This is a genomic window from Cytobacillus solani (assembly GCF_001420595.1).
Classification (GTDB): Bacteria; Bacillota; Bacilli; order Bacillales; family Cytobacillaceae; genus Cytobacillus; species Cytobacillus solani.
Window position 1 is genome coordinate 2,773,260 of record NZ_LJIX01000006.1, and the last position, 26,144, is coordinate 2,799,403.

The window sequence follows — 26,144 nt, forward strand, 5'->3', positions numbered from 1 at the left end:
CTAAATAAAAATAATCTAAAAGGGCTGAGGTAATTACCTCAGCCCTTTTACTTTTTACTTCGTGCTTTTGAACATTTTCGGCAGAGACTCATTAAAAGGCGCATACGCAATGCCGTTTTCAGTAATAATCCCTGTAATTAAAGAATGATCTGTCACATCAAAACAAGGATTATACGTCTTCACTTCTTTAGGCGCCATTGGTTTTTCATACCATTTACTTGTAATTTCCTCAGACTGCCTTAATTCAATGTGTATATCGTCCCCTGTTTTACATTCTAAGTCCACAGTGGATAGTGGTGCACATACATAGAATGGTATATTATAATGCTTAGCTAAAATTGCTACACCGGAAGTCCCGATTTTATTCGCTGTATCTCCATTTTCGGCTACCCGATCACAACCAACAAGAACCGCTTGAATTTTCCCTTCCTTCATTACAATTGAAGCCATATTATCACAAATTAATGTTACATCTACTCCTGCTTGCTGCAGTTCCCAAGCTGTTAGGCGAGCACCTTGAAGCAAGGGTCTAGTTTCATCAGCATATACTTTAAAGTCATAGCCTTTTTCTTGTCCCAAATAAATCGGAGCCAAAGCAGTACCGTATTTGGCTGTTGCAATTGTTCCCGCGTTACAGTGAGTGAGTATGCCCCAGCCTGGCTCTAACAATGAAAGTGCATACTGTCCAATTGATTCACAAATTTTTTCATCTTCTGCTCGGATTAATTCAGCTTCTTCCTTTAGAGCAGCTTTTACTTCAGGTACACTTTTGCCTACCTCTTTTTTAAATCTATTATCCATTCGATTTAATGCCCAGAAAAGGTTAACTGCAGTAGGCCTTGAAGAAGCTAAGTATTCTTTCACCTTTAAAAAATCACTATAAAGCTCCTCATATGTGTCTGCTGTTGATTTCTTCGTACCTAGGTAGACACCGTATCCTGCTGCAATCCCAATTGCAGGTGCTCCTCTTACCTTTAATTGATAGATTGCATCCCAAACATCTTCCATTTCTTTCAATTCTAGAAATACCGTTTCATTCGGCAATACTGTTTGGTCTAAAAGAATTAATGTACTGTTTTCATCATCTAATTTAACTGACTGTATTACTTCTACTGGATTTCCCATTTATTCTGCCTCCTTTAGAAGCTGTTCTTCGGCTGATTGAATGACATCAATAAACTCAGCACCTGTTTTCATATTTTCTCTATTAAGTATAAAGGTTTTTCCGATTGTCAAACATATTTTCTCCGCGCGCACTCGAGCTTCTGCGTTTGAAATAGACGTAATGTCTTTAACATGTGCTAACCCTATTATTCTTCTAATAAGTTCATGACCAGCAACAGCAGCAGTATCTCTAATAACATTGCCTAGATAATATTCTTTAAATCCAGCATACTTCGCAACAGATTCTGTTACATGATTTTCCCAAGTTCTGATAAATTTCTCATTAAATAAATCGATTACATCCTTGATTGTATTCCCTAGATAATCAAGATAATCTTTTCGCTTTAATTCATCTTCAATTGTAAAGTTCGCATTCGCATAAGCAAATATCAGATTTGCGATAACATTTCCGATATCATAGCCTGCCGGTCCATAAAAAGCAAACTCCGGATCAAAAACTTTAGTAGAGTCTTCTTTTATAAATATGGACCCCGTATGTAAATCACCATGTATTAAGGATTGTGCATTCGTCATAAATTCAAATTTTAATTTAGCTGTCTCGAGTAACAATGCATCATCGTTCCAAATTGTATTTTGTACAAATTCTCTTGTCCCTGGATAAACATCATTACGCGGGCAGTCATAAAATGGCTCAGAATACACAAGGTCCTCAGAAATTTCACAAAGCTCAGGGTTGATAAAACTCTTTACTAAGGCTTTCTTTTCCTTATGTTCCATTACGACATCAGAAGTTAATAATAACGTATTGACTAAAAAGGTAGAAATATGTTCAGCAAAAAGCGGAAATTTCTTGTGCGCAATTAGAGCTGCACGCATCATCTCATGATCAGACAAATCTTCCATCGCACAGCAATTCATAATTGGATCATATTTATATACTTCTGGTACAGAACCTGGAGCTAATTTATATTGCAATTGTAAGATTTCACTTTCAATTCTATTCCGATCTGGAGATAATTTAAATTCATCAGAAATACGAGCAACTGGACCAGCCTGTTTAATGATCACTGACCGGTTTGTTTTTGAATCAACTACTTTAAAAACATAGTTTAAATTCCCGTCCCCGATTTCCTCACATTGAAGCTTTGCATCCTCATCAAAAAGATCAAGGTTAGCTTTTGCATAATCAATCGCATCTTCTTCAGTCATCGTAAAATATTCTTTCGTAAAATCCTTCATTATAAATCCCTCCACCTTATTTTTGTCGATAATAAGTCAATGCCAGCGCAAGTGCTAAGACTGTTCCCTTAACAATATCCATGGCATAGTACGGTACGGACATCATGACTAATCCATTCGATAATATTCCGATTAAAACTGCACCAACAAAGGTACCAAAAGCATTTGGCTTTCCAGCACCTAAAACAGATAGTCCAATAAATGCCGCAGCTACAGCATCCATTAAGTAAGGAGCACCGGAGTTAATCTCAGCTGTCATGACTCGAGAGGCAAGAACAATTCCTCCAATTGCCGCGAAGGTTGCAGACAATAAGTAAGCAAGCACTTTGTATTTATTAACAGGAATACCTGAAAGTCTTGCAGCTTCCTTATTTCCACCAATCACATACATATAACGGCCATGTTTTGTATAATTTAAAAAGATATGAACAAGTGCAACTACTACAACCATGATAATAATTATCCATGGCACTTGACCAATTTTTGCAAAAAACGGCGGAATCACACCTGTTGAGAAACTTCCATCAGGCATGATCATATTTTGTGACACAGTTGCCCCTTTCGTATATGTAAGAGCGATCCCTTGAATAATAAACATTGTTGCAAGTGTCATAAGCATGTCTGGAATTTTCACTTTAACGATCATAAAAGAGTTAAAAGCTCCAACAAGAAGCGCCGCTCCAATAGCTGCAAGAATGGCAATAAATATATTTTGCGAAAACCACACAAACATAGAAACTACAACCGCATTTGAAAGAGAAACAGTAGAACCTACTGATAAATCAAATCCATCTACTGAAAGCGAAATCGTAATCCCTATAGCTATAATAGTAACAATGGAAATAGACCTTAAAATATTAACAATGTTTGCTCCTTGAATGAAACTTGGATTAGCGATCGCAAAGATAGCTATCAAAACAAAAATTGTAATAATCGTTCCATATTTATATAAGAACTCAAAAAGTTCAAACCCTTTTTTTACAGGCTTAGTGTTTGTAACAGGATTTGCCGTGTTCATCCTCATTTACCTCCTGTTGAATAGAATAATAATTCTTCTTCATTTGTTGTTTTTGTTTCAAGCTCTTTTGCCACTTCCCCGTCATATACAACATATACACGGTCTGTAATCCCGAGAATTTCTGAAAGTTCACAAGATGCGTAAATGACAGACTTCCCACGCTTTGCCAAGCCCGAAATCAATTCGAAAATATCTTTTTTTGCCCCTACGTCTACGCCCTTTGTAGGTTCATCAAAAATGTACACCTCAGCATCCGAAATCAGCCATTTTCCAATAGCCACTTTTTGTTGATTCCCCCCCGAAAGATTTTGCACTTTGGCTTCTTCCGATGGTGTCTTTATTCCTAAATCTTTTATCATTTCTATTGAGATTTTCTTTTCTTCCTTTGTATTTACAAAGCTGAGAAACTTCGAGAATTTACTTAGACTAGCTGATGTAAGATTTGTAGAAACAGATTCTTGAACGAGAATCCCTTCTTTTCTCCGCTCTTCCGGCACGAGAGCAACGCCTTTCCTTACCGCATCACTTGGATCCTTAATTTTTACATTTTTTCCTTTAATTTTTATTTCACCTTTAGTTACCTTAGAGGCACCAAATAACGCTTTACATATCTCTGTTTTTCCAGCCCCGACTAAACCGGCAATTCCAACGATTTCTCCTTCATTTACATGCATACTAAAATTTTTCACTAATCCTATATCATGAAGCCCTTCAACAGAAAGGACAGTTTCTCCGATTTCAACGTGGTACTTCGGAAATTGTTCCTCAAGCTTTTCACCAAGCATATACTCCACGATTCTGTTTTGATTTGTTTCAGCAATCGTTTCCTTAATGACAAATTCGCCGTTTTTCATAACGGTGATCTCTTCGCAAATATCAAATAACTCCGGTAATCGGTGAGAAATAAAGATTATGCCTACATCTTCTTTTACCAGCTCACGAACGATTCTAAATAGTTCAGTCGTTTCAGAATGACTGAGAGGCGCAGTTGGTTCATCCAAAATCAAAAATTTACATTGCTTAGAGATGGATCTAGCAATAAGGACCATTTGTTTTTGAGCTAAAGTTAATTCACTTACAAGTGTTTTCGAAGAGATATTCACATTCATTCGCGTAAGTATCTCTGTAGCTCTTTTGTGAATTTGGTTCCATTTGACAAACTGTCTTTTTCCCATATCATTAACGGTTTCATTTAACATAATATTTTCTCCAACCGTTAAGTATGGAATTAATGCTGTATCCACTTCTTGATAAACGATTTGTATCCCATTATCCTGGGCATCCTTCGGTGTACGTATGTCGATTTTCTTTCCATCAATATAGATTTCACCCGTATAGTGTCCATAGGCTCCGGAAAGAACTTTCATTAATGTTGATTTACCAGCCCCATTTGCACCAATCAATGCATGAGTCATTCCCGTTTTAGTAGAAAAATAGACTTCATTAAGCGCTTTTACCCCAGGGAACTCTATAGATATATTTTTCATTTCTAATAATATTGTCACGCACATAAGCCTCCTTCTATTTCAATCAGTATTCTCAACAATTTAAGGCCTATAATGGTTTTGAAACCCTATACCAGCTGTTTATCTCTGATATAAGGTTTCAAATTTTATTATTTATAGTATTCTTTTAAAGTCTTCATCCATTCTTCTTCAAATGCACTTGATACTCCCCAGCCTTCAACAACCTCTGCAAGGTTTACCATATTTACAGGAGAGCTTGATTTTTGCAGCGCTTCTTGTGAAATTATAGATGCCTCTAAATCGAATGTCGCAGGCGTTTCCTCACCAGCAATTTTCTTAGCAAGAATTCTCATGTTTACAGAACCAATTAGTTTTGGATCAACAGCCGCCGTATATTTCCACGGGCTTTTTTCTTCTTGCATTATTTGAAGGTCTGCATTCGATACATCAATACCATAAAGGGCAATTTCATCTCTTCCTGCCTCTTTAATTGCTCGTGCCGCACCAATCGCAAATGCATCCCAAGTAGCAAAAATCGCATCAATTTCACCTTTTTTATGTTTGTTTAACATCGCAGCCACAGCGTTTTGTGTCTGAACAGATGTATCAGCTGCCGCTACACCAAATCTCTCAATTTCTTTAATACCAGGGTTGCTTTTTAGTTTTTCTTGATAAACTGCATTACGTCTTACCATCGGCGGGAAACCGTCTACCCATAAATAAACAATATTCGCTTCCCCATTTGTATCCTTAATTAATTGGTCTAATGATAATGTTGCCAATGCTTCATCATCCTGTGAAGTTAATGTCACTCCATTTATTGAGGCAATATCTCCATTGGAATCAAATGTTACTACACTCTTTCCAGCTTCTACAATTTTCTTTACATCTTCTACTGTAGCAGCATCATCGCCATGCGAAATAATAAATCCATCAAAATCCTCTTGTAATGCTTGAGCAATCGCATCATGGAATTTTGCAGTGTCTCCGTTAGCAGTGAAAACATCTACTTTAAATCCAAGTGCTTCTCCCTCTTCTTTTGCACCAGCTAAGAATTGAGCAGTATGATCGTCTCCACCAATTTTTCTTACTACTTTAATTTTTACTTCTTTGCCATCTTTGAAGCGATCAGGCACATTATCAAGTGAAACATTCTTGTTTCCTTCTTTAGGCTTAGAGCTTTCTTCACCCGAAGCACAGCCCGTTAAAAGAAGTGAAACAGCTAACAATAGGACTAATGCACTCTTTAAAAAGTTTTTCATTCTATAATTCTCCTTCTTTGATAGTATGTCCATCCTCCTTATTTTCCGATAGAATAATAGGCGGATAGAAATTGTATAGCGCTTTCATTTCTAAATTAACTAAATTTTATCATGTGAGCAAATCTTATACAATATTTATTTTGAATTATTCATAGTTTTTTTGGTTTTATACGTAATTCTTATATTACGAACCGGAAATTACCCCTATATCTTATTTGTTTAATGATAATTCTATTTAATATTCAATATAACACTTCCCTTATTAGTCATTATTGTAGTCAAAACAACAAAAATCCCTTTAAAACCAACATGTTTTCCTTATAATAAAAAAATACCGATATTCTAGAAAGAATATCGGTATTTTATCCGGACCTACTCGTTCATCATTTTTAAAGCTTTCATCCAGTCTTCTTCTAATTCGGTTGACAAACCCCAGCCAGGCAGTACTTCACCTAGATTATCCATAGTTACATCTTTTTTAGAAACTTGTAGTTCATCTTGTCCAATCAAATAAGCTTCAAGATTATAATTTTTGGGCGTTTCTTCTCCAGCTATTTTTTTGGCAACAAGTCTCATATTTAATGCGCCAATTAATTTCGGATCTACCGCAGCTGTATATTCCCAAGGACTCCCATTTTCTTTCATCAATTTTAAATCTGAATTCGATACATCTATGCCATAAATTTTCACTTCATCTCTACCTGCTTCTTTAATAGCCTCAACTGCGCCTATTGCAAAAGCATCCCATGTGGCAAATATAGCATCAAGCTCTCCTTTAGGGTGCTTTTTTAGCATTTCAGCAACAGCTGCTTTCGTTTCCCCTGATGTATCTGCTGATGCAACCCCAAATCTTGCTACTTCTTTAATCCCTGGATTATTTTTCAGTTTTTCAATGTAGACAGCATTACGTCTGATCATTGGCGGAAATCCATCTACCCATAAATAAGCAATATTTGCTTGTCCATCATAATCCTCAATTAATTGCTCCATCGCAAATGTAGCTAATACCTCATCGTTTTGAGAGGTAGACGTAACACTATCTATTTTTTCTAATTCCATATTTGAATCGAACGTTACAACACTCTTGCCTTTTTCTACTAAATTTTTCACACTATCTATTGTTTCAGGATCATCCCCATGGGAAATGATAAATCCATCGTATCCTTCATCCAAAGCTTTCTTGATCTCATTATGAAATTTTTGGTTATCCCCATCAGCAGAAAAAACATCTACCTGCAACCCCATTGCCTCGCCCTCTTCTTTGGCCCCTGCAAGAAATTGTTTTGTATGATCATCTCCGCCAATTTTACGAATAACCTTGATTTTAATTTTATCACCACTTTTAAACTTTTCAGGAATATTTTCCAGTGATCCCACACCATCTTGATTACTTGCTTCTTTCGTGACTACTTTATCACTCTTGCTTGCACATCCAGTTAAAAGCATGATTAATGCAATAAAACTAATGGTTATAAATCTTATTCTGCCTTCCTTCATCTTTTCTTATCTCCCTTTTCAACCAATAATAGTTTCTAACAGTCGATTTGAATTTGACGTATCCATTTTTAAAGTTAGATTTCTTATTGGATTTTAAAATGCTTAACTAAGCTCTCCAATTGAACAGATAGGACTTTAAGTGATTGAGTGCTCGCTGAAATTGTTTCCATTGAAGCAACTTGTTGTTCTGCTGATGCTGACACTTGCTGTACCCCAGCAGCAGATTGCTCAGTTACCGCCGAAATTTCTTCACTGAACGCGCTTAATTGTTCACTGCCTTGTTGAATCTGGTCTAAGTTGGCAGCTACTTGGTCAATTTTTTCAACCATAAGTAAAACTAGATTAGAAATCGCATGGAACGTTTCACCAGTAGTTTTTATTTGCTTATTTCCAATCTCTGACTGTAAAACACCATTTTGAAGTGTTTCTACAACTTGTTTGGAATCACTTTGGATATCTTGTGTAATATGAGTAATATCTTGAACTGAGTTTGAAACTTGCTCTGCTAATTTTCTCACTTCATCAGCTACAACCGCAAAGCCTTTCCCATACTCCCCTGCTCTCGCTGCCTCAATTGCCGCATTCAGCGCCAATAAGTTGGTTTGTGCAGCAACATCTTGTATCACGTGGACCAACTGGTAAATATTTTCATTTTTCAAATCTAAATTAACTACTTTTTCCATTGATTCAGATACAATTTGACTGATTGTCTCAATTTGGTGAACAGATTGATTCATTAATTTTGTTCCTTCTTGTGCTTTTTCCAGAACTTCATTTGAAGCTTCCTTCAAGTTTTTCCCCGCGAAATCAGCTTGTTTAATCTGAACATTCACATCCTCAACCGCCCTAGCCGATTCAGATGCAGAGTTTGCTTGTTCCTCGGCTCCATAAGATAATTCATGCATGGTTGTTGCGATTTGTTGACTGCCTAGTTTCACTTCCTCTGACGACACAGTAAGCTCATCACTTTGCTTATTAACAAATCCAGAAACATTGACAACCTCTGTAACGATTTTATGTAGACTGTTTTTCATTTCATTTACAGATTTTGCTAAAATCCCAATTTCATCTTTGCTGTTTATTTCAATAGATGGTATGGATAAGTTTCCTTTCGATATTTCATCGATTCTTTTTGTAACTAATCGTAAAGGCTTCGCTATCATTCTAGTTATAAATAGAGCAGCACCAATTCCTAATATCAAAGAGATGATGATACAAGTTATAATCGTAATAACCGTTTGGTCAAATACCTTTTTAGAATCCTCCCCAGCTTGCTCCGCACCCATTTTATTAATGGAAACGAGATGATCCATATTTTGTTTCATGGAATCAAAGGCTTTCGCACTTTTCTTAAAATATAGATAGGCGAATTCTGATTTTCCTTTGTCACTAAGCTTTAGTGTCTCCTCATTTACCTTTAGAAAGAATGCCCATTTGTATGTCAATTTATCGAAGTTTTCTCTTGTTTCTTTTGAGTTTATAAGCTTTTCATAGGAAGCCATCGTTTTTTCCGCTTCATCTATGAAAATCGTTCTTTCTTTATTGAGCATTTCTTTTTCTTGTCCATCATCTGACTGGATATATCTTAATGAAAGTGTAATAACATGCTCAGTTTGGAAGCCTATCGAGTTGATTAGCTCCACTGAAGGCATCCACTCATCAACAATGGAAGTTGTTTTATCTTGCATATGAAACATCCTATTTATTGTTACAACAGCAAATACAACGAGTAAAATAAGTACAATCCCAAAACCAGTCATTATTTTTTTACCCACACTTAAATGTTGCATACATACGTCTCCTCCCACATAAAACCACATGAGTACAATTGAAATTAATGTTTAATACCTACAAATATAACATAATTTAGTTAAAAACACATACCTTTTTGAATTGTAATGTTTCTTTTTACTCAGGTTTCTAAATCCATTGCTTAGTAAATACGCAAGTTAGTAATACTTTTTTATGGCTTTCTTTCTTTTATGCTCATATCGCCCTGTCCACCTTGTGAACCAACTAAAGAGAATAAATTGAACCCCCAAAACAAAACTATCAATCAATAAGTAATTTTCTGCTTCAATCCCCTACTTAAATACATGACAAATTCCTTAAAGACACTTTAGGAAACCCTTATTTGATTTCTAATGGCACAATTTATGTTAACCATTCATGATTTTAAGTTGACAATGTAACTATAAATCTATTACTCTTTTTTTATATTCTTCATATGGAGGTAGTTTATGAAAAAAAATTTAAGTACTTTTGAATTAACCATTGCGGGGATGTTTGTAGCACTAATGTGTATTGGTGCAAATATTACCTCCATCGTGCCGTTTATGGTCGTTGGAGGTGTGCCTATTACACTGCAGACGTTCTTTGCCATTTTAGCTGGAGCCATTCTAGGGAGTCGTTTAGGTGCAATTTCCATGCTTGTCTACTCCTTTATCGGATTAGCTGGAGCACCGGTTTTTGCTAAATTCGGCGGAGGAGTTAGCCATTTTCTAAGTCCAACTTTTGGATTTATTATTTCATTTATTTTTACTGCTTATATAACTGGAAAATTAATTGAGCGGAATAAAAGTGTTTCAATCTACATAATAGCTGCTTTAGTTGGGATGACAGTTAATTATTTATTTGGAACCAATTGGATGTTTTTTGCTTATAAGCTATGGGCTTCTGCTCCTGATGGCTTTACCTATCAAATGGCTTGGCTATGGATGATTCCGCCGCTGCCAAAGGATATCATTCTGGCTGTATGTGCCGGTTTAATGGCGTATCGATTGGAAAAACGTGTACTGTCGCGGAGTCAACTCAGAAAGCTTCAGAGTACTAATTTGAATGGGGGAGTAAAAAATGAAAAATTGGGATGATCTTGCGGAAAGAGTACTTCAAGGATACGAGTTAACAGATGTTGAAGCATTGAATATATTAGACTGCCCCGACGAGGAGCTATTATCTCTCCTGCAAAGTGCTTATAAGATTCGCAATCACTATTACGGGAATAAGGTAAAACTAAATATGATTATCAATACGAAATCTGGTCTTTGCCCCGAAAATTGCGGCTATTGCTCACAATCAAGTGTCTCAAACGCACCGATTGACAAATACCGAATGATGGATAAAGCATCTATTATAAAAGGTGCCGCCCAGGCCCATGACTTAAATGTTGGCACCTATTGCATTGTTGCTAGTGGCAGAGGCCCTTTTAACAAAGAAATTGATGAAGTGGCTTCGGCAGTTAAAGACATAAAAGCACAATATCAAATGAAGGTTTGTGCTTGCTTAGGTTTGCTAAAACCAGAGCAAGCAGCGAAATTAAAAGAAGCTGGAGTTGATCGGTATAACCATAATATCAATACCTCAGCAAACCATCACGAGAACATTACTACCTCTCATACATACCAAGACCGTGTGAAAACTGTTGAATTAATTAAGCAAGCTGGGATATCTCCCTGCTCTGGCGTTATCATAGGAATGAAGGAAACGAAGGATGATGTAATAGCAATGGCAAGAAGCTTAAAAGTACTGGATGCTGACTCCATTCCTGTTAACTTTCTGCATGCAATCGATGGAACACCGCTGGAAGGAACGAACGAATTAAATCCAAGATACTGTTTAAAGGTCCTTTGCTTTATGCGCTTTATCAATCCAACGAAAGAAATAAGAATTTCAGGCGGTCGAGAAGTTAACCTGCGAAGCTTGCAGCCACTTGGACTATTCCCTGCCAATTCAATCTTTGTTGGTGATTATCTTACAACAGCTGGGCAAGAAGAAACTGCCGACCATCAGATGTTGACAGATCTTGGATTTGAAATAGATTATTGTCCAGCATAATGTGATACTACTCTGACAGTAAGGGTTCCCCTATTTAATATGTTATCGCTTATATACCAAATAAATAAAAGGCAAATGATAAAACCAGATAGGCTTATCATTTGCTTTTTAGTTTTGGCTAGTATTTCTGATAGAACATTCCATTCAGAAAACTAAAGTTCATTAGAGGAGCGAGTTAATCGCATAACAAACATATAAATTTTTTTTTTCAACATACAGTTGAAGTTCACTTTCTTATGCACTGGATTCCTGCATCTAAGTCTTAAGCCTTAGTGGAAAATCATTCCAGAGCCTTTTTAGCCCATCCTCTATTTCATTTACTATTTAAGTAAGGAATGTATTTAGAGGAGGACTTAAAATGAAAAGCTTATTTTTCACTGGATCAATACTTGTTAGTTCATTCGTACTAGCTGGCTGCAGCACTAATGTGATTACAAAAGAAGATCACGCCAACGTTCTTATAGAAAAGGACAAGGCTGAACAATTAGATGTGTCCTTGAACATCGCTGCTGGAAAATTACATGTTTCGGAAGGTGCAAAAGAATGGGTCGAAGGGGAGCTTGAATATACTACTGATATATTGAGACCTAATGTTTCCTACAAACAGTCAGGCAAAAAAGGAAAGATCGTAATCGAACATACTAATAAAAAATTTTCTGATCTTAAAGGTCCAAATATGAAGAGTAACTGGGATCTTCAACTTTCAAACAAAGTTCCAATTGATTTAAATGTAAATACAGGTGCATCTGAAACACACCTTGATTTGCAGGGACTACAATTAAGTGATTTGAATGTGAATGTAGGTGTAGGAGATACAACCATTGATCTGTCAGGTGATTGGGAGCAGGATTTCGATGTTCAATTATCAATGGGTGTTGGAAAATCAACCATTATTTTACCTAAAGATGTCGGCGTTCAAGTTAAATCTTCCAAGGGAATCGGTCATTCTGAATTTAGAGGATTTATTTCAATGGGAGATGATGTCTATGTGAACGAGGCTTATGAAAATGCCAAGATAAAAATCAATGTCAACGCAGAATTGGGCATTGGAAAAGCAGATTTTATTATTGAAGAATAACGAGTTCATCAAGAAACGTGTGTTTATAAAAAGAAAAGAAAGCCATATTATAGATAGAGTTTAGTGTTTGGAAAGGAGTCAATTTGATGGAATCTTTATCCCGTGAACAGCTTATTAATAATATGCAAAAATCGTTTCAGATGTATATAAATCAATATGGATTGGATGATATTGGAGTTTTTGAAGAAGAAGGCCAGGATGATCTTTACTATTTTGGCTACACAATTAAAAAGGATGGGAAAACGCATCATATTCATAGCCCGTATAAAAAAGACACACACGGTGGGCTTTCTCCCATAATAAACGAATGGACGATCGAATCAGATGAACCGCAAAAAACAGATCTAAAAGGATATCACAGTGTAGAGAGTGCATTTCTTGATCTATAAAGTGAAACATAATCAGCGAGGGTTCTCCACCATCCCCGCTGATTGCCAGTTGAATGATATGTTGCTTCAAATACTGCCATTCTAGCTGTTATTTTTATTTCACCTAGCTGTACCGATTTTATAGCTTTTTAACAAATTCTGATTTTAACTTCATTGCACCAAATCCATCAATTTTGCAGTCAATATTATGAGCTCCATCGACTAAACGAATATTTTTTACTTTTGTACCTATTTTTAAAATGGATGAGCTCCCTTTTACCTTTAGGTCTTTAATAATAGTTATTGAATCGCCATCATTTAAGACATTTCCATTTACATCTTTAATCAATTTATTTTCCTCGGTATGGTCATTTTCAGTGTTTAAACTCCACTCATGAGCACACTCGGGACAAACGAAAAGACTCCCATCCTCATATGTATATTCAGAATGACATTGTGGACATTTTGGCAAACCTTGCATGAACATTTTCCCCTATTCGTAATTATTTTTCTATTTTCTTACGGTACAGAAAATCTTAATCATTGAATAGACCATCTGCACACTCTCTTATCTTACAGTAAAACTTGATACAAAAATAGATAGATTAGGGGATGATGGGAAATCATTAACAATAAACTATTTTGTATCATTTTCTACGCAACAAAAATAATGTGTAGACCTTTAACATTATTTTTTGTTGCTTCTTACTAAATCAATTTATAGTTCTTGTGATTGACAACCGTTTTTATCGGTTCGTCCGTTTTTGTATTTACTCCGATTTCTACAATGACTGAGTTATCCCGAAGGACAATTACTTTTCCTTTTTTCCCTTTTGCCTCCCCTTTAATAATTTGTATCATGTCACCCATATTTGGTTTTTTCGTGTTCTTCACTTTGCTATCCTGTTTTTTAGTCATATCTTCAGCCATTTTGCATACCCCATTTTTTCATCTATTGAGTAAGTGAATCAATTTCCTTCATTTTTAGTATGACCAAAATTCTTCTCCATACAACTTTATACGAAATTGCTTAACAACAATCTTTGAGTAAAGATGTCAAAAGTCACTTTAATGAAAAAGACTTTTGAACTATAATAAAAGCAATAGCAAATCAATTGAAAAATTGAGACGCAAAACCACAGATCTAAGGTAGTCATACTATGATGGCTGGGTTGCCGTATTTACTCTTACATAAGATAAATCGTAAAGGAGCTCTACCCTATGTTTAAGAAAACCTTTCTCGCTCTTCAGTTTATTTTTCCACTTCTATTAACCCAATGCTTTCCTGCAATGGGACAAGCACAAAACCCTTTATTGGACGTTAATAATTATCAAATTTACTATGGTCATGTAAATGATGTAAAAACCAAACAGCTTGGCAAAAATGATCTGGTTGTTATTGAGCCTCACGAAACAACAAAAGAACAAGTGGCTGAATTGAAAAAAAGCGGCACAATAACACTCGGTTATATTAGCATTATGGAATTGCAGGACTGGGATGAGGCGTTTGTAGCCAAAATACAGGAAGATGACTATTTAAAAGTTAACGGTCAAAAGGTCTATGTTGAGGATTGGGATACCTATCTAATGGATATCACTAATAAGCATTATCAACAATTATTGCTTGAAGAAATTGAAGAAGAAATTATTCAAAAGCAGTTTGACGGGATCATTTTAGACACTGTTGGCGATATTGATGATTTTTACAGCGATAACGAGGAATTGGCCGCAGACCTCCGTAATGGGTATGTCGAGCTTCTTCAAGTCATAACAAGTAAACATAAAGAATTGCTGTTACTGCAAAATTGGGGATTCGAAACTTTGAAAACTGCTTCAAAGGATTACGTGGATGCGATTATGTGGGAAGGCTTTAATAAAGAGCGTTTAACGAATAGCAGATGGGGACAAAATTGGATCAAATATTTCCAAACCCTGCAAAAGGAAGATAATATTGCAGTATTTACTGTGGCACCTAATAAAAGCAGTGCAAATTACAGTAAAAAGCAAGGCTTCGTTTCATACGAGAACAAAAATAGTATCTATAATTAATAAAAGGTCTGCCTTTTTTCCCGAGGCTGACCTTTCATATTATGAAATTAAGATGCATAATCACCGCTGTATTGAACAAGCGATACATCTTTAACCCCTTCTAGATTCGATAATTTATGAACAAATGCGGTATTATCCACCTTAAGCTTGATTTTTAATGTTAGCTCTGTCCAATTATTTCGAACAATTTTCGATTTCAGATCATAATTGAACTTAACAACCTGTGCTTTAATCTCATCGTAGGCCATTTCGTCATAATGAATCACTAATAAATACGTTTCGTCCTTCCATTTCTTTTTTGAAAGGAAGAAGACAGCGATGGAAATAAAAATGGATCCAAAAATCGCTACTGGATATACGTTTGCTCCAATCGCAATACCTGCTGTAATCGCCCAAAACAAAAACACGATATCCAGCGGGTCCTTCAGTGCTGTCCGAAAACGTACGATACTTAATGCTCCAACCATCCCTAAGGACAGAACGATATTCGTGCTTATTGTCATAATGACAAGAGAAGTAATCATCGTCATTAAAACGAGTGTTACATTGAAATTATGACTATAAACAACACTTCGAAACGTTTTCTTATACACATAATAAATAAATAGTCCAACAATGAATGAAGCAAGTGTTCCAAAGAAAATTTCTAGAACCGATACACTTGTAAATGTATCTGAATTTAAAATACTTTTTTTGATAATGTCATCAAAATTTATCCGATCACTCATATAAATATGTCCTCTCTCTACACTATTGCTTATAATAGGTCATGCCTGCTTCCCGGCAAATCACATACTTGGAAATGGCTGAGCGCTGATGGCTATCGAGCTGCAGAATATCTCGAATGTAGTCTGGCAAATAAGTATTAAATTTTACTTCCATAATCATTAAAGGTTCGTGTAGCGCTTCAATTGTAACGATATCCTTTTCAAAGATATCGATCGAATTAATACCCGCACTTAAATACTTATCAAAGGTGATTCGTACATCCTCGATATCTTCCTTATAAGCCTCTCTCACATAATCGACAATGATTTTGGGCGACATATGCTGGGTTCTCATAAATAGATAAAAATCCTTTGCAACACTGTTATTTTTATCAAGTAAAAAATCATAATCCCACATTAATAACCGCTCATATTCATCTCTTGATATAGATATGGATTCTTTGTTAATCATCTCTCCATACCGATTCTTTTTTTCAAGCTTGATGATGTGATCACTTTGATTATATATACGGACCCGCAACTTTTTCCTCTTATAAATGCCATAATTTTTTTCAAACAAGTCACTATCATACACATTGTCAAAATAAAGACTGCGAATGTGATATCCCTCTTCATTCACCATGTTCACGTCTCTTTTAAGTACTATTTGTAATTTTTTTCTTAAAAGCTCATACTCTCTGACATTAATATAAAACTTCAATTCATGTCGTAACTTTTTCATTCTTTACTTCCCTTTAGTCATTAATAAATTAATTAACGATCATTTTTTTGACCCCAAAATATTTTGATCCATCCTCATCCTCATAAAGATCAAAGGCTGTTTGAACATTATTTTTTGCATCTTTTGCAACAACTCGCCAATAATAAGTCCCTTTTGATAGCTGATAAGCGTATTGCGTTTCTATCATATCTTTTTTCTCGTGAACGATATGTGAAAATGCTGGATCTGTACTTATTTGCAGCGTATAGAATAAATCATCTCCTTGGATATCGTAGGATGGGTCCCATGTAAATACATGTTGATTTTTCTCATTTTTGTAATCATCTAAGAAAAATGGCATGGGTTTCTCAAGGTTTTTGTAGTAAACTTCCTTATTAAGCAGTGATTCATTTACAATTCCGTAATATACATCATCAAAATCAGCAATTTCTACATCTAAGTAATCTTTATCAGGTGACTTTTTCACAAATTGACTAACTGTTTGGTAGTATTGATCTAATAATTTCTTTGTGGTTTCGGGATTAATAATTGCTGTTAGTTCTTCGATTTTCTTCGTTAACACTTCCACATTTTTTGGATCCTTGAAGAAGCGCTTATGAAGGACAGAGCCCCAGTAATTTGATAATCCATCCTGCCAATCTGCCAGTTCTGAATGTTTTTCTGCTGTAGGTGAAGACCTCCAAGCGCCATCATAATCCCAAGGGAGGAAGTACCATTTTTCTGAATTAGATGGACAATACAAATAAAAGTTCTGTGTGGTTACATCACTATTTCCCATAAGTATGTTGGTTGCTATCCATGTTAAATAATTTTCTTTATCAAAATGACGCTCAACTACCTCATTAATATTTAATTTTTGGTTGTTAACATCATCTAACATAGTGAGTAATTTACGATGATCATTACTCCCCTTGCTTTCTAGTACCATTTCAAATTCATCTTTGTTAAATAATGAATCCGTTTCTAGCTTCAATTGGTCATGATAGCGGAAAAACTCAAAATTTGTTGCTTTATAGAGATTCCCATTTGAATCCAGCCCATGTGCTGCAAGAAAGCGTTCATTCGCCTGCTCAATTTGTGTGTATAACCCATAGTCTTCAAATTTACCGTTTGAATCTTTTTTCGTTAAATCCTTTACATATAAATGTACAAACTGTGTACGCATGCTTGTCAAACCAGGAATTTTCGTAAAATAATCAAATGATAGTTTATTGCGGACTCTGGTCGCATCATACGGGTGTTTATTTAAATTTAACGTTTTTTGTCCTCTCCAAAGGCCAGCACTATCATACAATTTTATTTTAAAGGATTTTTGAGCAGCGACACGTGTTGACTTTCCCCTTAATTGAATCGATGCATTCATTTCTGTTTCATCGAATCCGAACAAGCCCTCTTTTATCCCCTTAGCTGTCCCCTCCTGAATCATAATATCTAGTTTAGGTGAGGTAGTCTCACTATTATGAATACTATACCAATTATTCAGTTCATAAAATGATGCTTCATTTTCTTTCCCAATCGTAATGTAAAAAGTAACGACAGAATCCTTTTTCTCAAATTCGTACAGTCGTGGATCCTCACCAAAAACTTTTTCTTCACTATCCTCTGTTTGAACTGGCGGGATCTCATTTTTATCTTCCTTATTCATTCCAATATCGTCCGTACATCCAGAAATCATCAGTATGGAAGCGATCAAAGAGAACCATAAAATATATTTTTTCATTTTCCTAATTCCTCCAACTCACAACTCTTATTTGCCAAACTAGAATTGTTTTATTTTTTTCTTCGGTATAAGCGGTTGTGAGCAAAACGTGTAATAATCAATTCTATTTAAGTATTTGGATAATTTCCATAATGCAAACGATAAACCAATAAATGCAGTGATAAATATCGAAAAGCCATAATTTCCAATATTCAAGAAAATGAAAGTTAAAAGCATACTCCCTACTGTATAAATAATCGTTGTCCAGCTTGCCCCTTTTTGATCATCATAGTAGAGAAGTAATAAAACAACGGTATACATTATAATAAAAAAGAGAAATCCTAAAACGAAAAAGATAAATAATTGAATTTGGTCATAGGTTAGTCCTAATAAGGGAAGAAATTTTAACCCTAATGCAATAGAGCATATCGCTACAAATAATTGAATTTCTGCAATAAAAGACAGTTCAAGCGATAAAACCTTAAACATATCTCTCTTTGCAGATAAGATATCCTTTAGAGGAAATGAGTTTAATATACGATTATAGTAGGTTTTATATGCTGTATAAAAGTTCGTTTCAACAGAAACAACAAATAATACCATCGCGGGAAGGACACTTAAGTATGCAAAGAACACGGGTACATCATAAAAAGGTGCAATCACGAATGTATCTTCAACGATATGCTGATGCTTCCCCTGCCAGACAATAAAATTATGACCATATAGCCCTAATGTATAGCAAAAGCCGCATATAAACAGCAAAGGATACTTCTTCATATACGATAGGAAAAGAAAGTATTTGAAATTATTCACCTTAAAGAAATCTCGAATATACTGCGTAAACTTTATCAGCATGAAAAAGAATCCAATATCCAAACAAATCATCATCGCTGTCGCACTATAAATATGAAGAAACTTAATACAGATATAAACAGCCAAACCTGAAATAATCACACCGATTAAAAAACTTTTAACAATTTTCATATAATCCTTCAATGCAGACACATACATGCATTGGATCCAGACGATAATCAATTCAACAAAAAGAATGTAGGAAACAATTTTAAACGTTATGTCCAATGGAGAAAAGGAAAAAAATACGAATGCACTCATACCGCCAAGGAACACGCATATGGCAATCACACCAAACATCGAAGCTAATATATTCTCGTATTTTTCTAAGAATAGTTGATCTGCTATATACCTTGATACAATTAAGTTAAAGCCGCCAGTAATTATTTGAGAAAAAATCAAGGCATACTGGGTTGCAGCCAAAAACAATTCTCTTTCAGCATATGGGGTATTCACAGAAATAAGCAGCTGCTGTGCGACAGTCATGAGTAAAATGCATAATGCAAGCGGTCCGACTGTAACGATTGCAGAATAGCTATATGCACGGACATTAGCCAAAAGCCCTCGTTCATTAAACATTTTTTTTAATTGAAAACCTATCCCTGCCATATGCTATCCACCATATCTTTGTAGAGTTGTTTGTATTGAGCAATAAAGCTTTTTTTCGAATAAAAAAGAATCGCTCGTTCCCTTCCTATTGCCCCCATACTTTGCCTTTTCTGATCATCTTTACATAATTGAATAATAGCCCTAGCCATTTCAACATATTGCATGACTGGAACGACGATCCCCGCTTGTCCTAAATCATCACGTTCTCCCATCAATATACCTCTGCAATTTCCTACATCTGTTGCTACAAAAGGCTTTCCACTGGCCATGCCTTCGAGAAGCACAAGTGGCTGTCCTTCACTAATACTTGATAGCACGAGAACATCCATTCGGTTAATATATTCACGAACATTCACCTCACCCGTGAATATCACATCTTCTACTTGCAAATTTTCGGCTAATTGGATGCATTCCTCATAGTATTCTTCGTCCTCATCGGTTGGACCCATAATAAAGAATTTTGAGCTTGGCAGTTCTTGTTTTACGATGGCAAAACTTTGTATCATCGTTTTAATATCCTTTATCTGCACCACACGTACAATTGCACCAATGTTTAATCCATTCTGATTAATTGCATTCCCAGTTGGCAGCTGATGATAATCTTCGGAATTCACCCCATTTGGGATGATGGATATTTTGCTTGGAGAACATCCGAGTTCTTCTTGTATCTCCATATTCTTTTGAAATAATGTGATGACTTTATCCGCAGTATCATATGCACAAGTTGACATATTGTAGAAATATTGAATCCATAAATCTTTAAAGTACCCTTTTACCCATTGGGCTTTAATGATCTCTTCTTCTCTTTCTCTTGTATAGATCCCATGTTCAGTCATTAGAAAAGGCTTTTGGTACATGTATTTCCCTAGGCTGCCAAGGACTCCCGCATAGCCAGTTGAAACACTATGATAGAGGTCTGCCTCTGGAAGGGGGTGCTTAATACATATTAACAACGGCAAAACCATGGATCGCATCGACCAAAACATATCTGTAAACGGGATCTGGTCATATTTTTCTAAACATATTTCATGAACAATATCAAAGAAATCCTTGCTCTTTAAAAAATTGACCGCTGAATCAATTCTTTCCCCTGAAAACATAGATAACAGTGTGTCCCAATCAGGCTTTCTGCTATCTAACAACGATTTAAGTGCCTTTTTCTCTTTTTCTGTTAATTTATAGTCACGGCCCCACTTGTCTTCTTCCTCAGTAAAGTCATCTAAGAATACTTCCTCCACATGACTGACATTAGGGGGAAGCTGATACTTAAATTTCCCCTTTGATTTTTTTTCTGCGCCAATCGCATAAATAATAAATTCATGCTCTGACATATTTGTTAATATCGTTTGAACCCAACTTGACACCCCTCCCGTTACATATGGATAGGAGCCTTCCGCAATGATGCATATTTTCATTTACTCAATCAACCCTAACTCAATCGTTGGTTTTTTTGCTTTCACGAAGTACACATCATCATCAATTCTTTGTACCTCGCAATTTTCCAGCTTCCCAATTTTCTTCTTCGTTCGAAGGATAAAATGTAACTCACCAGAGAATTTATCTATTTGGATAGTTAATCGATCTTTTTTCTCTTCAATATATACATCAGCTTGTAAATAGTTAGTAAGCTGTTTTCCTGCATTACTTGCCGTAATACTCCTTAGCCAAGGATAATCTGTATGAACTTCACTCATGAATTGGTAATATTCCTTCCCAAGCTTGCTCCATTTTTTCTTCGCTGAACGGTCATCATCTAAAATATCATCAGGATGGATAAAATGAGAAAATACGCCAAGCGATGTCATAGCATTTGCCATGGCCCATTTCTTTTTCTTCGTGTATTCATAGCCAGATGTGATTCTTGGAAAGTAAATAAAGGGATCTCCTTTGCTAAATTCATGTACAGTTGTATATTCTACGCTATCTGGAATATATATGGATGACAGAATACTTATTGATGGAATCGCATTGTTAAGTGCTGCTTCCCCTACTTCGTCAATCCGATTAGAAGGAGGGACATAAGTCTTTATTTCATAATTAGGAAATAAAGACTTTACATAGTTTTCCACTGTGTTCAGTGATGCCTCCATGTCTTCCTGATTTTCCCATTCATGATACCCTAAATCTTCTACAGCTTTAGGGTCCACTGTTAAAGATTGATGGTTATAGCCATGGATGCCAATTTCTCCTCCCATCTTTAACAACTCACGACCGAATTGAACATATGTATTCCGGTCATGTTCTTCTACTTTAAAGGGAGGGGTGACCTTATCAGTATATGTTTGAATCACAAGCCCCGTATATTTCACATCATAATTAGCGGCACTTTTTTGCATTTCTGGCCACCATATATCCTCGTAAAAACTCGGGGTATCTCTTCGATACTCATCATAGATAATCTTGTTCTTTCCTTCCGGAATAGGTGCAGGGAAATCATCAATATACACGACCTTCATATCCATAATTGGATAAATAAAGTCTTCATTTAACAAACTAAAGGCACCTGTGATTATCCCTCTATTTTCTTTTGTTTCGAGCATCGTCCCATTGAAGACCATAAATTTTCCTTTTTTATAAGTTGTATCCCATAACAAAGGAACATGATCAATCGATTCAGCATAAATAGTAGATCGCTCATCTAGGCCGACAGATAAAGAGGAATTCTCTGGTATCTCCCCGTTCTTCATGACTAGGTTGTCCTGTTTAATTAATAGATTGGAAGTAAGTTTCAACCCATTAGGAATGATAAATTCTCCAATCTCATAGATGCCTAATTTTCGATATAAATTTTGCAAAGAACCTTTTATTTCAGGACGAATTGCGAAAAACACTTTCCCGCCTTCAGCCGTGTATTCTTCAAGCATCTTCATATTTGGCAGTGCACTAATTTCTTCAAATGTAACAACAACATTCTTATATTGATCGAATGAAGCTGGAATATTTGAAAGTGTGACAGCCGTTGATTTTTTCTTCATATAGCTGAGTGTTTGCGCAATATTATCCTTCAAATGAATACTTGAAGAATCCTTTTCATTATAGAGGAGTAAGTACTCTTCTTCTTTTAATCCTTTTAACGTTTCATCTGAAAGTCTTGAAATACTTGATACGTTGTCATTTACACCGATGATTGCCTTATTAGGCAAGTATTTAAGAATATAATTTGAGTTAAATACCCCTAGAAACACTCCAATAATTAATACAAACAAGATAAGAAGGTATATTGTTTTTTCCAATTTAAATTTATAATCCATTTGTCTCACCATATAACCAAAATCTTATTTTATTTAATCCTTGGGGAGTAAGTCTAACAGATGATTGTCTAAGCACCTGTAAAATTTCATGAAACTTCTTTTGATTTTTAACTGAATAGTAGAGTTTCATTGACATAAAATAGGCTTCCTCTTCATTTGAACAGTGCTGTAAAAAGATTTGACTGTATTTTTCAGCTGTTTCGAGCTCTCCTAGCTGAAGGTCACAATTAATCTTTTCAATATAAAACTCTTTTTCAATTGGCATGATTTCAATTATTTTTTCTAGAATTTGTGAATATCGATAGGAATACTGTTTCACTGTTCGATCATCCAAGAATCCTGTATTTAAATAGTTTTTAATCACTTGTCCAAATGCAATCAAAAGCTCCAAGTCATTCGGATTTTCCTCTAATTGATATTCCATCTGTCCAATAGTATTTAACAGCTTTCCCTTTATATCCTGTATCGCTGTAGCAGCATAGTGCGATGTCTCTGTATCGTCATTTTGTAGTGCTGTTTGCAATATTCCAATATGATTAAATGTATCATTTTTTAATAGATCCATTAGCATTCTGCGCTTCGTCTGATTATCATTCAATAACAAAGCATCCTTCATTGGAACAATGCTAGTCTCTTTTTCAAAATCAACCTTTTGTAAAATTTTCACTTGTTCTTTATTTTTTATTATCAAGCTATCTGGAATAACTTGACCTTCATTTCTTAATTGATGAAACATAAAATACAAAATGATGAAGCCGACAAAAGGACTGAAAAACGTCATCACTAACTTGACAGGAAAATTTCTTTTACTTTTCCGATATTCAACCATCAAGTAAATAACAGCAGCAAGGTAATATACAAATAAAGCACTAAACATGAACTTCTCCCTCTTTATAATGGTGTTGTTCAATAACCTTTTGGATACGATTGATCACTGATTTCGCATTCTCTTTATCTGTATTAGAAAGAAGAATCCAGTAGGTGCCGTCCTCAGCCTTGCCTATGCTGTCAGAATCTCTTAATGAAGCATGTATTCGATTTATGACATTTACCATATTCTCTATAGGTACAATACGCAATAAGTAATAAGGGATATTGAGTTGTTCTTTTGCTTTCTTCTTACTCTCTATTGCCATTTTAAAATAGTCTGGCTTCAGAATATTTGTTCCTTCTATATAGCGTTCATGATGTGTAGCATTGACAAACTCATATGCCCTTGCAACAGATGCAGTAATTAGATTGGTCACTACATGAAATAGATTCTCATAATATAAGGTTAGATGGTCAAAATTCATTTCATTCGTACATATAACAGCAACCGCATGATCATCTTTCCATATTGGTGCAATCATCATCGGAAAATTCGGATCCATTTCTCGATTAATAAAAGTTTTATTTTCTTCTACTGCTCTCGCATAAGGAGTATTTGGAATGATCTCTATCGATGTTGGAAATTGAGAATTCTCAACATTGGACTTTGAAACTAGTCGTAAAAAACGATTTCCTTTACCAACTAGATAGATAGATGCTTCCTTTGTTTTCATAATTTGTTCTAGTACACTAATAACTCCATTGAATACATCATCAGGTTCAAGACTATCAATCTTCTTGATAATCGAATATATTTCTCCAACACTATCCTCAGAATATAGGATTTGAGTTTGTAATTCGTCCTTTACTTTCCGGGTTTCCGTATAAATATCATCAAGCAATTGATACTTATCTTGAAATAACTGCAATTCACTTTTTGCGGTTTCCTCTCTTAAATGTTTACGATCAATGACATATCCAACGAGTAGAGCAACAAATAAATAAACAGCGAATTGGATTAAGGTCGTATGATCTGTAAACAACGACACGATTTCTCTTCCATTCATTAAACCTTGCCAGCTATATACTAGAACCGAAAGCCCACATCCAATTAGAGCCTGTACTTTACCAAAGATGATTCCAGCAGAAAGAATATATAAAAGTAATAAATCAATTTTGAATAAAAAATCTCCCACTTTTAAATGAAGAAAGGCAATAAAAATAAATAGAATAATATTTTCAATGTAGGGTAGATACGTTTTCTCAGAATGGTTAAATTTGGTGGATGCGTGCACTTTTCCTTTTTTTTCACGTTCTTTCTCCTTAACAGAACTATTTTTTTCTGCCGCTAACCATTCGTACGTTCGTTTTACTCCCTCTTCTAAGGGATATTTAGGACTCCAATCAACTTCTCGTTTTACTTTATGATTATCAAGTCTGGAATATTTTATGTCTCCTATTCTCACTGGCTTGAAAACTATTTCTGGTAGATCAGCCATCTCTTTAAAATACTCCACAAGCTGATTAATGCTCGTTTCCGTATTCGTTGAAAGATTCATTAGTCCAGTTACATTACTTAAAACGGAACGAAAAATGGCTTCAGCGACATCTTCCACGTAGATAAAATCTCTTGTCTGTGTACCGTCACCATAAATCGTTAATTCTTCATTATTTAATATTTTGTTAGAGAATATGGATATAACACCGCCTTCTCCTTCACTTCTCTGTTTTGGACCATACACATTCGAAAACCGGAAGCAAGTAGTATCTAGCTGGTATAGGTCATTCCACTTTTGACAATAGTATTCACCTAGCTGTTTATTAATCCCATAAGGTGAGAAGGGTTTACACGCTGATTCCTCATTTAATGGAATTTCTTCATTATTTCCATATACAGCAGCAGAAGACGCAAACACAAATTTTGAAACCTTATATTTACTTGCAAGCTGCAAAATATTAACAAGCCCCAGCATATTTACTTTAGAATCCAATGCTGGACTCTGAATAGACTTTTCTACATCAACCTGAGCAGCTAAATGTATCACAATATCAAATTTATTCGTTCTAAATATTTGTTCACATTGTTCATCTTCAATATTAAGAAGATAAGATTGATGGCGGAATTGAACATTGCTCTTTTTCCCGGTAGTCAAATTATCAAGTATGTGGATTTCATGACCTTCCCGATAAAACTTCTCTGAAACATAAGATCCAATAAAACCGTATCCGCCAGTAATTAACACTTTCATAGAATACCCCTTTTTGACTATTTCTTTAATCCTATTTCATGACCGAAAAAAAAGGACCTTCATGTGCTATTACGTTATTTTACAATATAGCAGTTATTAAATTCTATATTCCTTATTTACACTATAGTAATTTCATAAATAGCCCAATATATAGTTTAATACCCACTTCTGAACAATTTCTGAACAAAATACCATAAGCCTTGGTCATTGCCGTACAAACTGGAAGGTCTCCGACTGAGATAAAAGAAACACGGTAAGCGCGAGCGAACCGATGTTGACTTATCGTAGG

At 35.3% G+C, this 26,144-nt stretch carries 22 protein-coding genes and 1 riboswitch; of the genes, 5 read left to right on the plus strand and 17 right to left on the minus strand.

Annotated features, from left to right (window positions below):
• Positions 1-54: 54 nt before the first annotated feature.
• From mtnA to AN957_RS15740, 7 genes are all read right to left on the minus strand, one after another.
• Entirely contained in the window at positions 55-1,125 is a 1,071-nt protein-coding gene (gene mtnA, locus AN957_RS15710; RefSeq protein ID WP_056685011.1) for an S-methyl-5-thioribose-1-phosphate isomerase, read from the minus strand.
• Positions 1,126-2,364: an S-methyl-5-thioribose kinase gene (gene mtnK / locus AN957_RS15715; RefSeq protein WP_056685014.1), complete on the minus strand. Its 1,239-nt coding sequence runs from the start codon at positions 2,362-2,364 to the stop codon at positions 1,126-1,128. It abuts the gene before it with no gap.
• Positions 2,365-2,380: 16 nt separating this feature from the next.
• A complete protein-coding gene (locus tag AN957_RS15720; RefSeq protein WP_053476399.1) occupies positions 2,381-3,382 on the minus strand; it encodes an ABC transporter permease in 1,002 nt (333 codons plus the stop codon).
• Positions 3,383-3,384: 2 nt separating this feature from the next.
• Positions 3,385-4,893: a sugar ABC transporter ATP-binding protein gene (locus tag AN957_RS15725; RefSeq protein ID WP_056685016.1), complete on the minus strand. Its 1,509-nt coding sequence runs from the start codon at positions 4,891-4,893 to the stop codon at positions 3,385-3,387.
• Positions 4,894-4,997: 104 nt separating this feature from the next.
• Positions 4,998-6,110, minus strand: coding sequence for a sugar ABC transporter substrate-binding protein (locus AN957_RS15730; protein WP_056685019.1), 1,113 nt, complete (start codon positions 6,108-6,110; stop codon positions 4,998-5,000).
• A gap of 372 nt (positions 6,111-6,482) precedes the next feature.
• A complete protein-coding gene (locus AN957_RS15735) occupies positions 6,483-7,607 on the minus strand; it encodes a sugar ABC transporter substrate-binding protein (RefSeq protein ID WP_056685022.1) in 1,125 nt (374 codons plus the stop codon).
• Positions 7,608-7,690: 83 nt separating this feature from the next.
• A complete protein-coding gene (locus AN957_RS15740; protein WP_056685026.1) occupies positions 7,691-9,397 on the minus strand; it encodes a HAMP domain-containing methyl-accepting chemotaxis protein in 1,707 nt (568 codons plus the stop codon).
• A gap of 450 nt (positions 9,398-9,847) precedes the next feature.
• Between AN957_RS15740 and AN957_RS15745 the strand changes: the two genes are divergently transcribed.
• From AN957_RS15745 to AN957_RS15760, 4 genes are all read left to right on the plus strand, one after another.
• Positions 9,848-10,477 carry a biotin transporter BioY gene (locus AN957_RS15745; RefSeq protein ID WP_056685030.1) on the plus strand — a complete coding sequence of 210 codons (630 nt, stop codon included), beginning with the start codon at positions 9,848-9,850 and terminating at the stop codon, positions 10,475-10,477.
• Complete coding sequence (gene bioB / locus AN957_RS15750) at positions 10,461-11,441, plus strand: biotin synthase BioB (protein WP_056685033.1); 981 nt, start codon at positions 10,461-10,463, stop codon at positions 11,439-11,441. The genes AN957_RS15745 and bioB overlap by 17 nt, the downstream gene beginning before the upstream one ends.
• Before the next feature lie 358 nt (positions 11,442-11,799).
• Positions 11,800-12,519: a toast rack family protein gene (locus tag AN957_RS15755; RefSeq protein ID WP_056685036.1), complete on the plus strand. Its 720-nt coding sequence runs from the start codon at positions 11,800-11,802 to the stop codon at positions 12,517-12,519.
• A gap of 86 nt (positions 12,520-12,605) precedes the next feature.
• Entirely contained in the window at positions 12,606-12,908 is a 303-nt protein-coding gene (locus AN957_RS15760) for a DUF5634 family protein (RefSeq protein WP_056685039.1), read from the plus strand.
• 118 nt (positions 12,909-13,026) lie between these two features.
• Here the strand turns inward: AN957_RS15760 and AN957_RS15765 are convergent, their stop codons facing one another.
• Positions 13,027-13,368, minus strand: coding sequence for a zinc ribbon domain-containing protein YjdM (locus AN957_RS15765; protein ID WP_056685042.1), 342 nt, complete (start codon positions 13,366-13,368; stop codon positions 13,027-13,029).
• Positions 13,369-13,595: 227 nt separating this feature from the next.
• Complete coding sequence (locus AN957_RS15770) at positions 13,596-13,817, minus strand: DUF2187 family protein (RefSeq protein WP_379998650.1); 222 nt, start codon at positions 13,815-13,817, stop codon at positions 13,596-13,598.
• A 165-nt stretch (positions 13,818-13,982) separates the two neighbouring features.
• A riboswitch (cyclic di-GMP riboswitch) is annotated at positions 13,983-14,067 on the plus strand.
• A 41-nt stretch (positions 14,068-14,108) separates the two neighbouring features.
• Here AN957_RS15770 and AN957_RS15775 point away from each other — a divergent pair.
• The gene (locus tag AN957_RS15775) at positions 14,109-14,936 is read left to right on the plus strand and encodes an endo alpha-1,4 polygalactosaminidase (RefSeq protein ID WP_056685045.1); all 828 of its coding nucleotides are present in this window, start codon (positions 14,109-14,111) and stop codon (positions 14,934-14,936) included.
• A gap of 47 nt (positions 14,937-14,983) precedes the next feature.
• Here AN957_RS15775 and AN957_RS15780 read toward each other — a convergent pair whose 3' ends face one another.
• Genes AN957_RS15780 through AN957_RS15815 form a run of 8 tightly spaced genes read right to left on the minus strand, consistent with a single transcriptional unit; the run spans position 14,984 to position 25,855 of the window.
• A complete protein-coding gene (locus AN957_RS15780) occupies positions 14,984-15,664 on the minus strand; it encodes a DUF4956 domain-containing protein (protein WP_056685048.1) in 681 nt (226 codons plus the stop codon).
• A gap of 22 nt (positions 15,665-15,686) precedes the next feature.
• Positions 15,687-16,385 carry a polyphosphate polymerase domain-containing protein gene (locus AN957_RS15785; RefSeq protein ID WP_056685051.1) on the minus strand — a complete coding sequence of 233 codons (699 nt, stop codon included), beginning with the start codon at positions 16,383-16,385 and terminating at the stop codon, positions 15,687-15,689.
• Between the two features lie 28 nt (positions 16,386-16,413).
• Positions 16,414-18,105 (minus strand): CotH kinase family protein, encoded by a 1,692-nt coding sequence (locus AN957_RS15790; protein ID WP_056685054.1) that lies wholly within the window; start codon positions 18,103-18,105, stop codon positions 16,414-16,416.
• Positions 18,106-18,144: 39 nt separating this feature from the next.
• Positions 18,145-19,545 carry an exopolysaccharide Pel transporter PelG gene (gene pelG, locus AN957_RS15795; protein WP_056685057.1) on the minus strand — a complete coding sequence of 467 codons (1,401 nt, stop codon included), beginning with the start codon at positions 19,543-19,545 and terminating at the stop codon, positions 18,145-18,147.
• Entirely contained in the window at positions 19,533-20,960 is a 1,428-nt protein-coding gene (gene pelF / locus AN957_RS15800; RefSeq protein WP_056685060.1) for a GT4 family glycosyltransferase PelF, read from the minus strand. Before pelF ends, pelG begins: the two co-directional genes overlap by 13 nt.
• Positions 20,961-22,796, minus strand: a complete 1,836-nt coding sequence (locus AN957_RS15805) for a DUF2194 domain-containing protein (RefSeq protein WP_056685063.1) — start codon at positions 22,794-22,796, stop codon at positions 20,961-20,963.
• Entirely contained in the window at positions 22,786-23,673 is an 888-nt protein-coding gene (locus AN957_RS15810) for a hypothetical protein (RefSeq protein WP_056685066.1), read from the minus strand. Before AN957_RS15810 ends, AN957_RS15805 begins: the two co-directional genes overlap by 11 nt.
• On the minus strand, positions 23,666-25,855 hold the full coding sequence (locus AN957_RS15815) for an NAD-dependent epimerase/dehydratase family protein (protein ID WP_056685069.1): 2,190 nt from the start codon (positions 25,853-25,855) through the stop codon (positions 23,666-23,668). Before AN957_RS15815 ends, AN957_RS15810 begins: the two co-directional genes overlap by 8 nt.
• Positions 25,856-26,144: the final 289 nt, after the last annotated feature.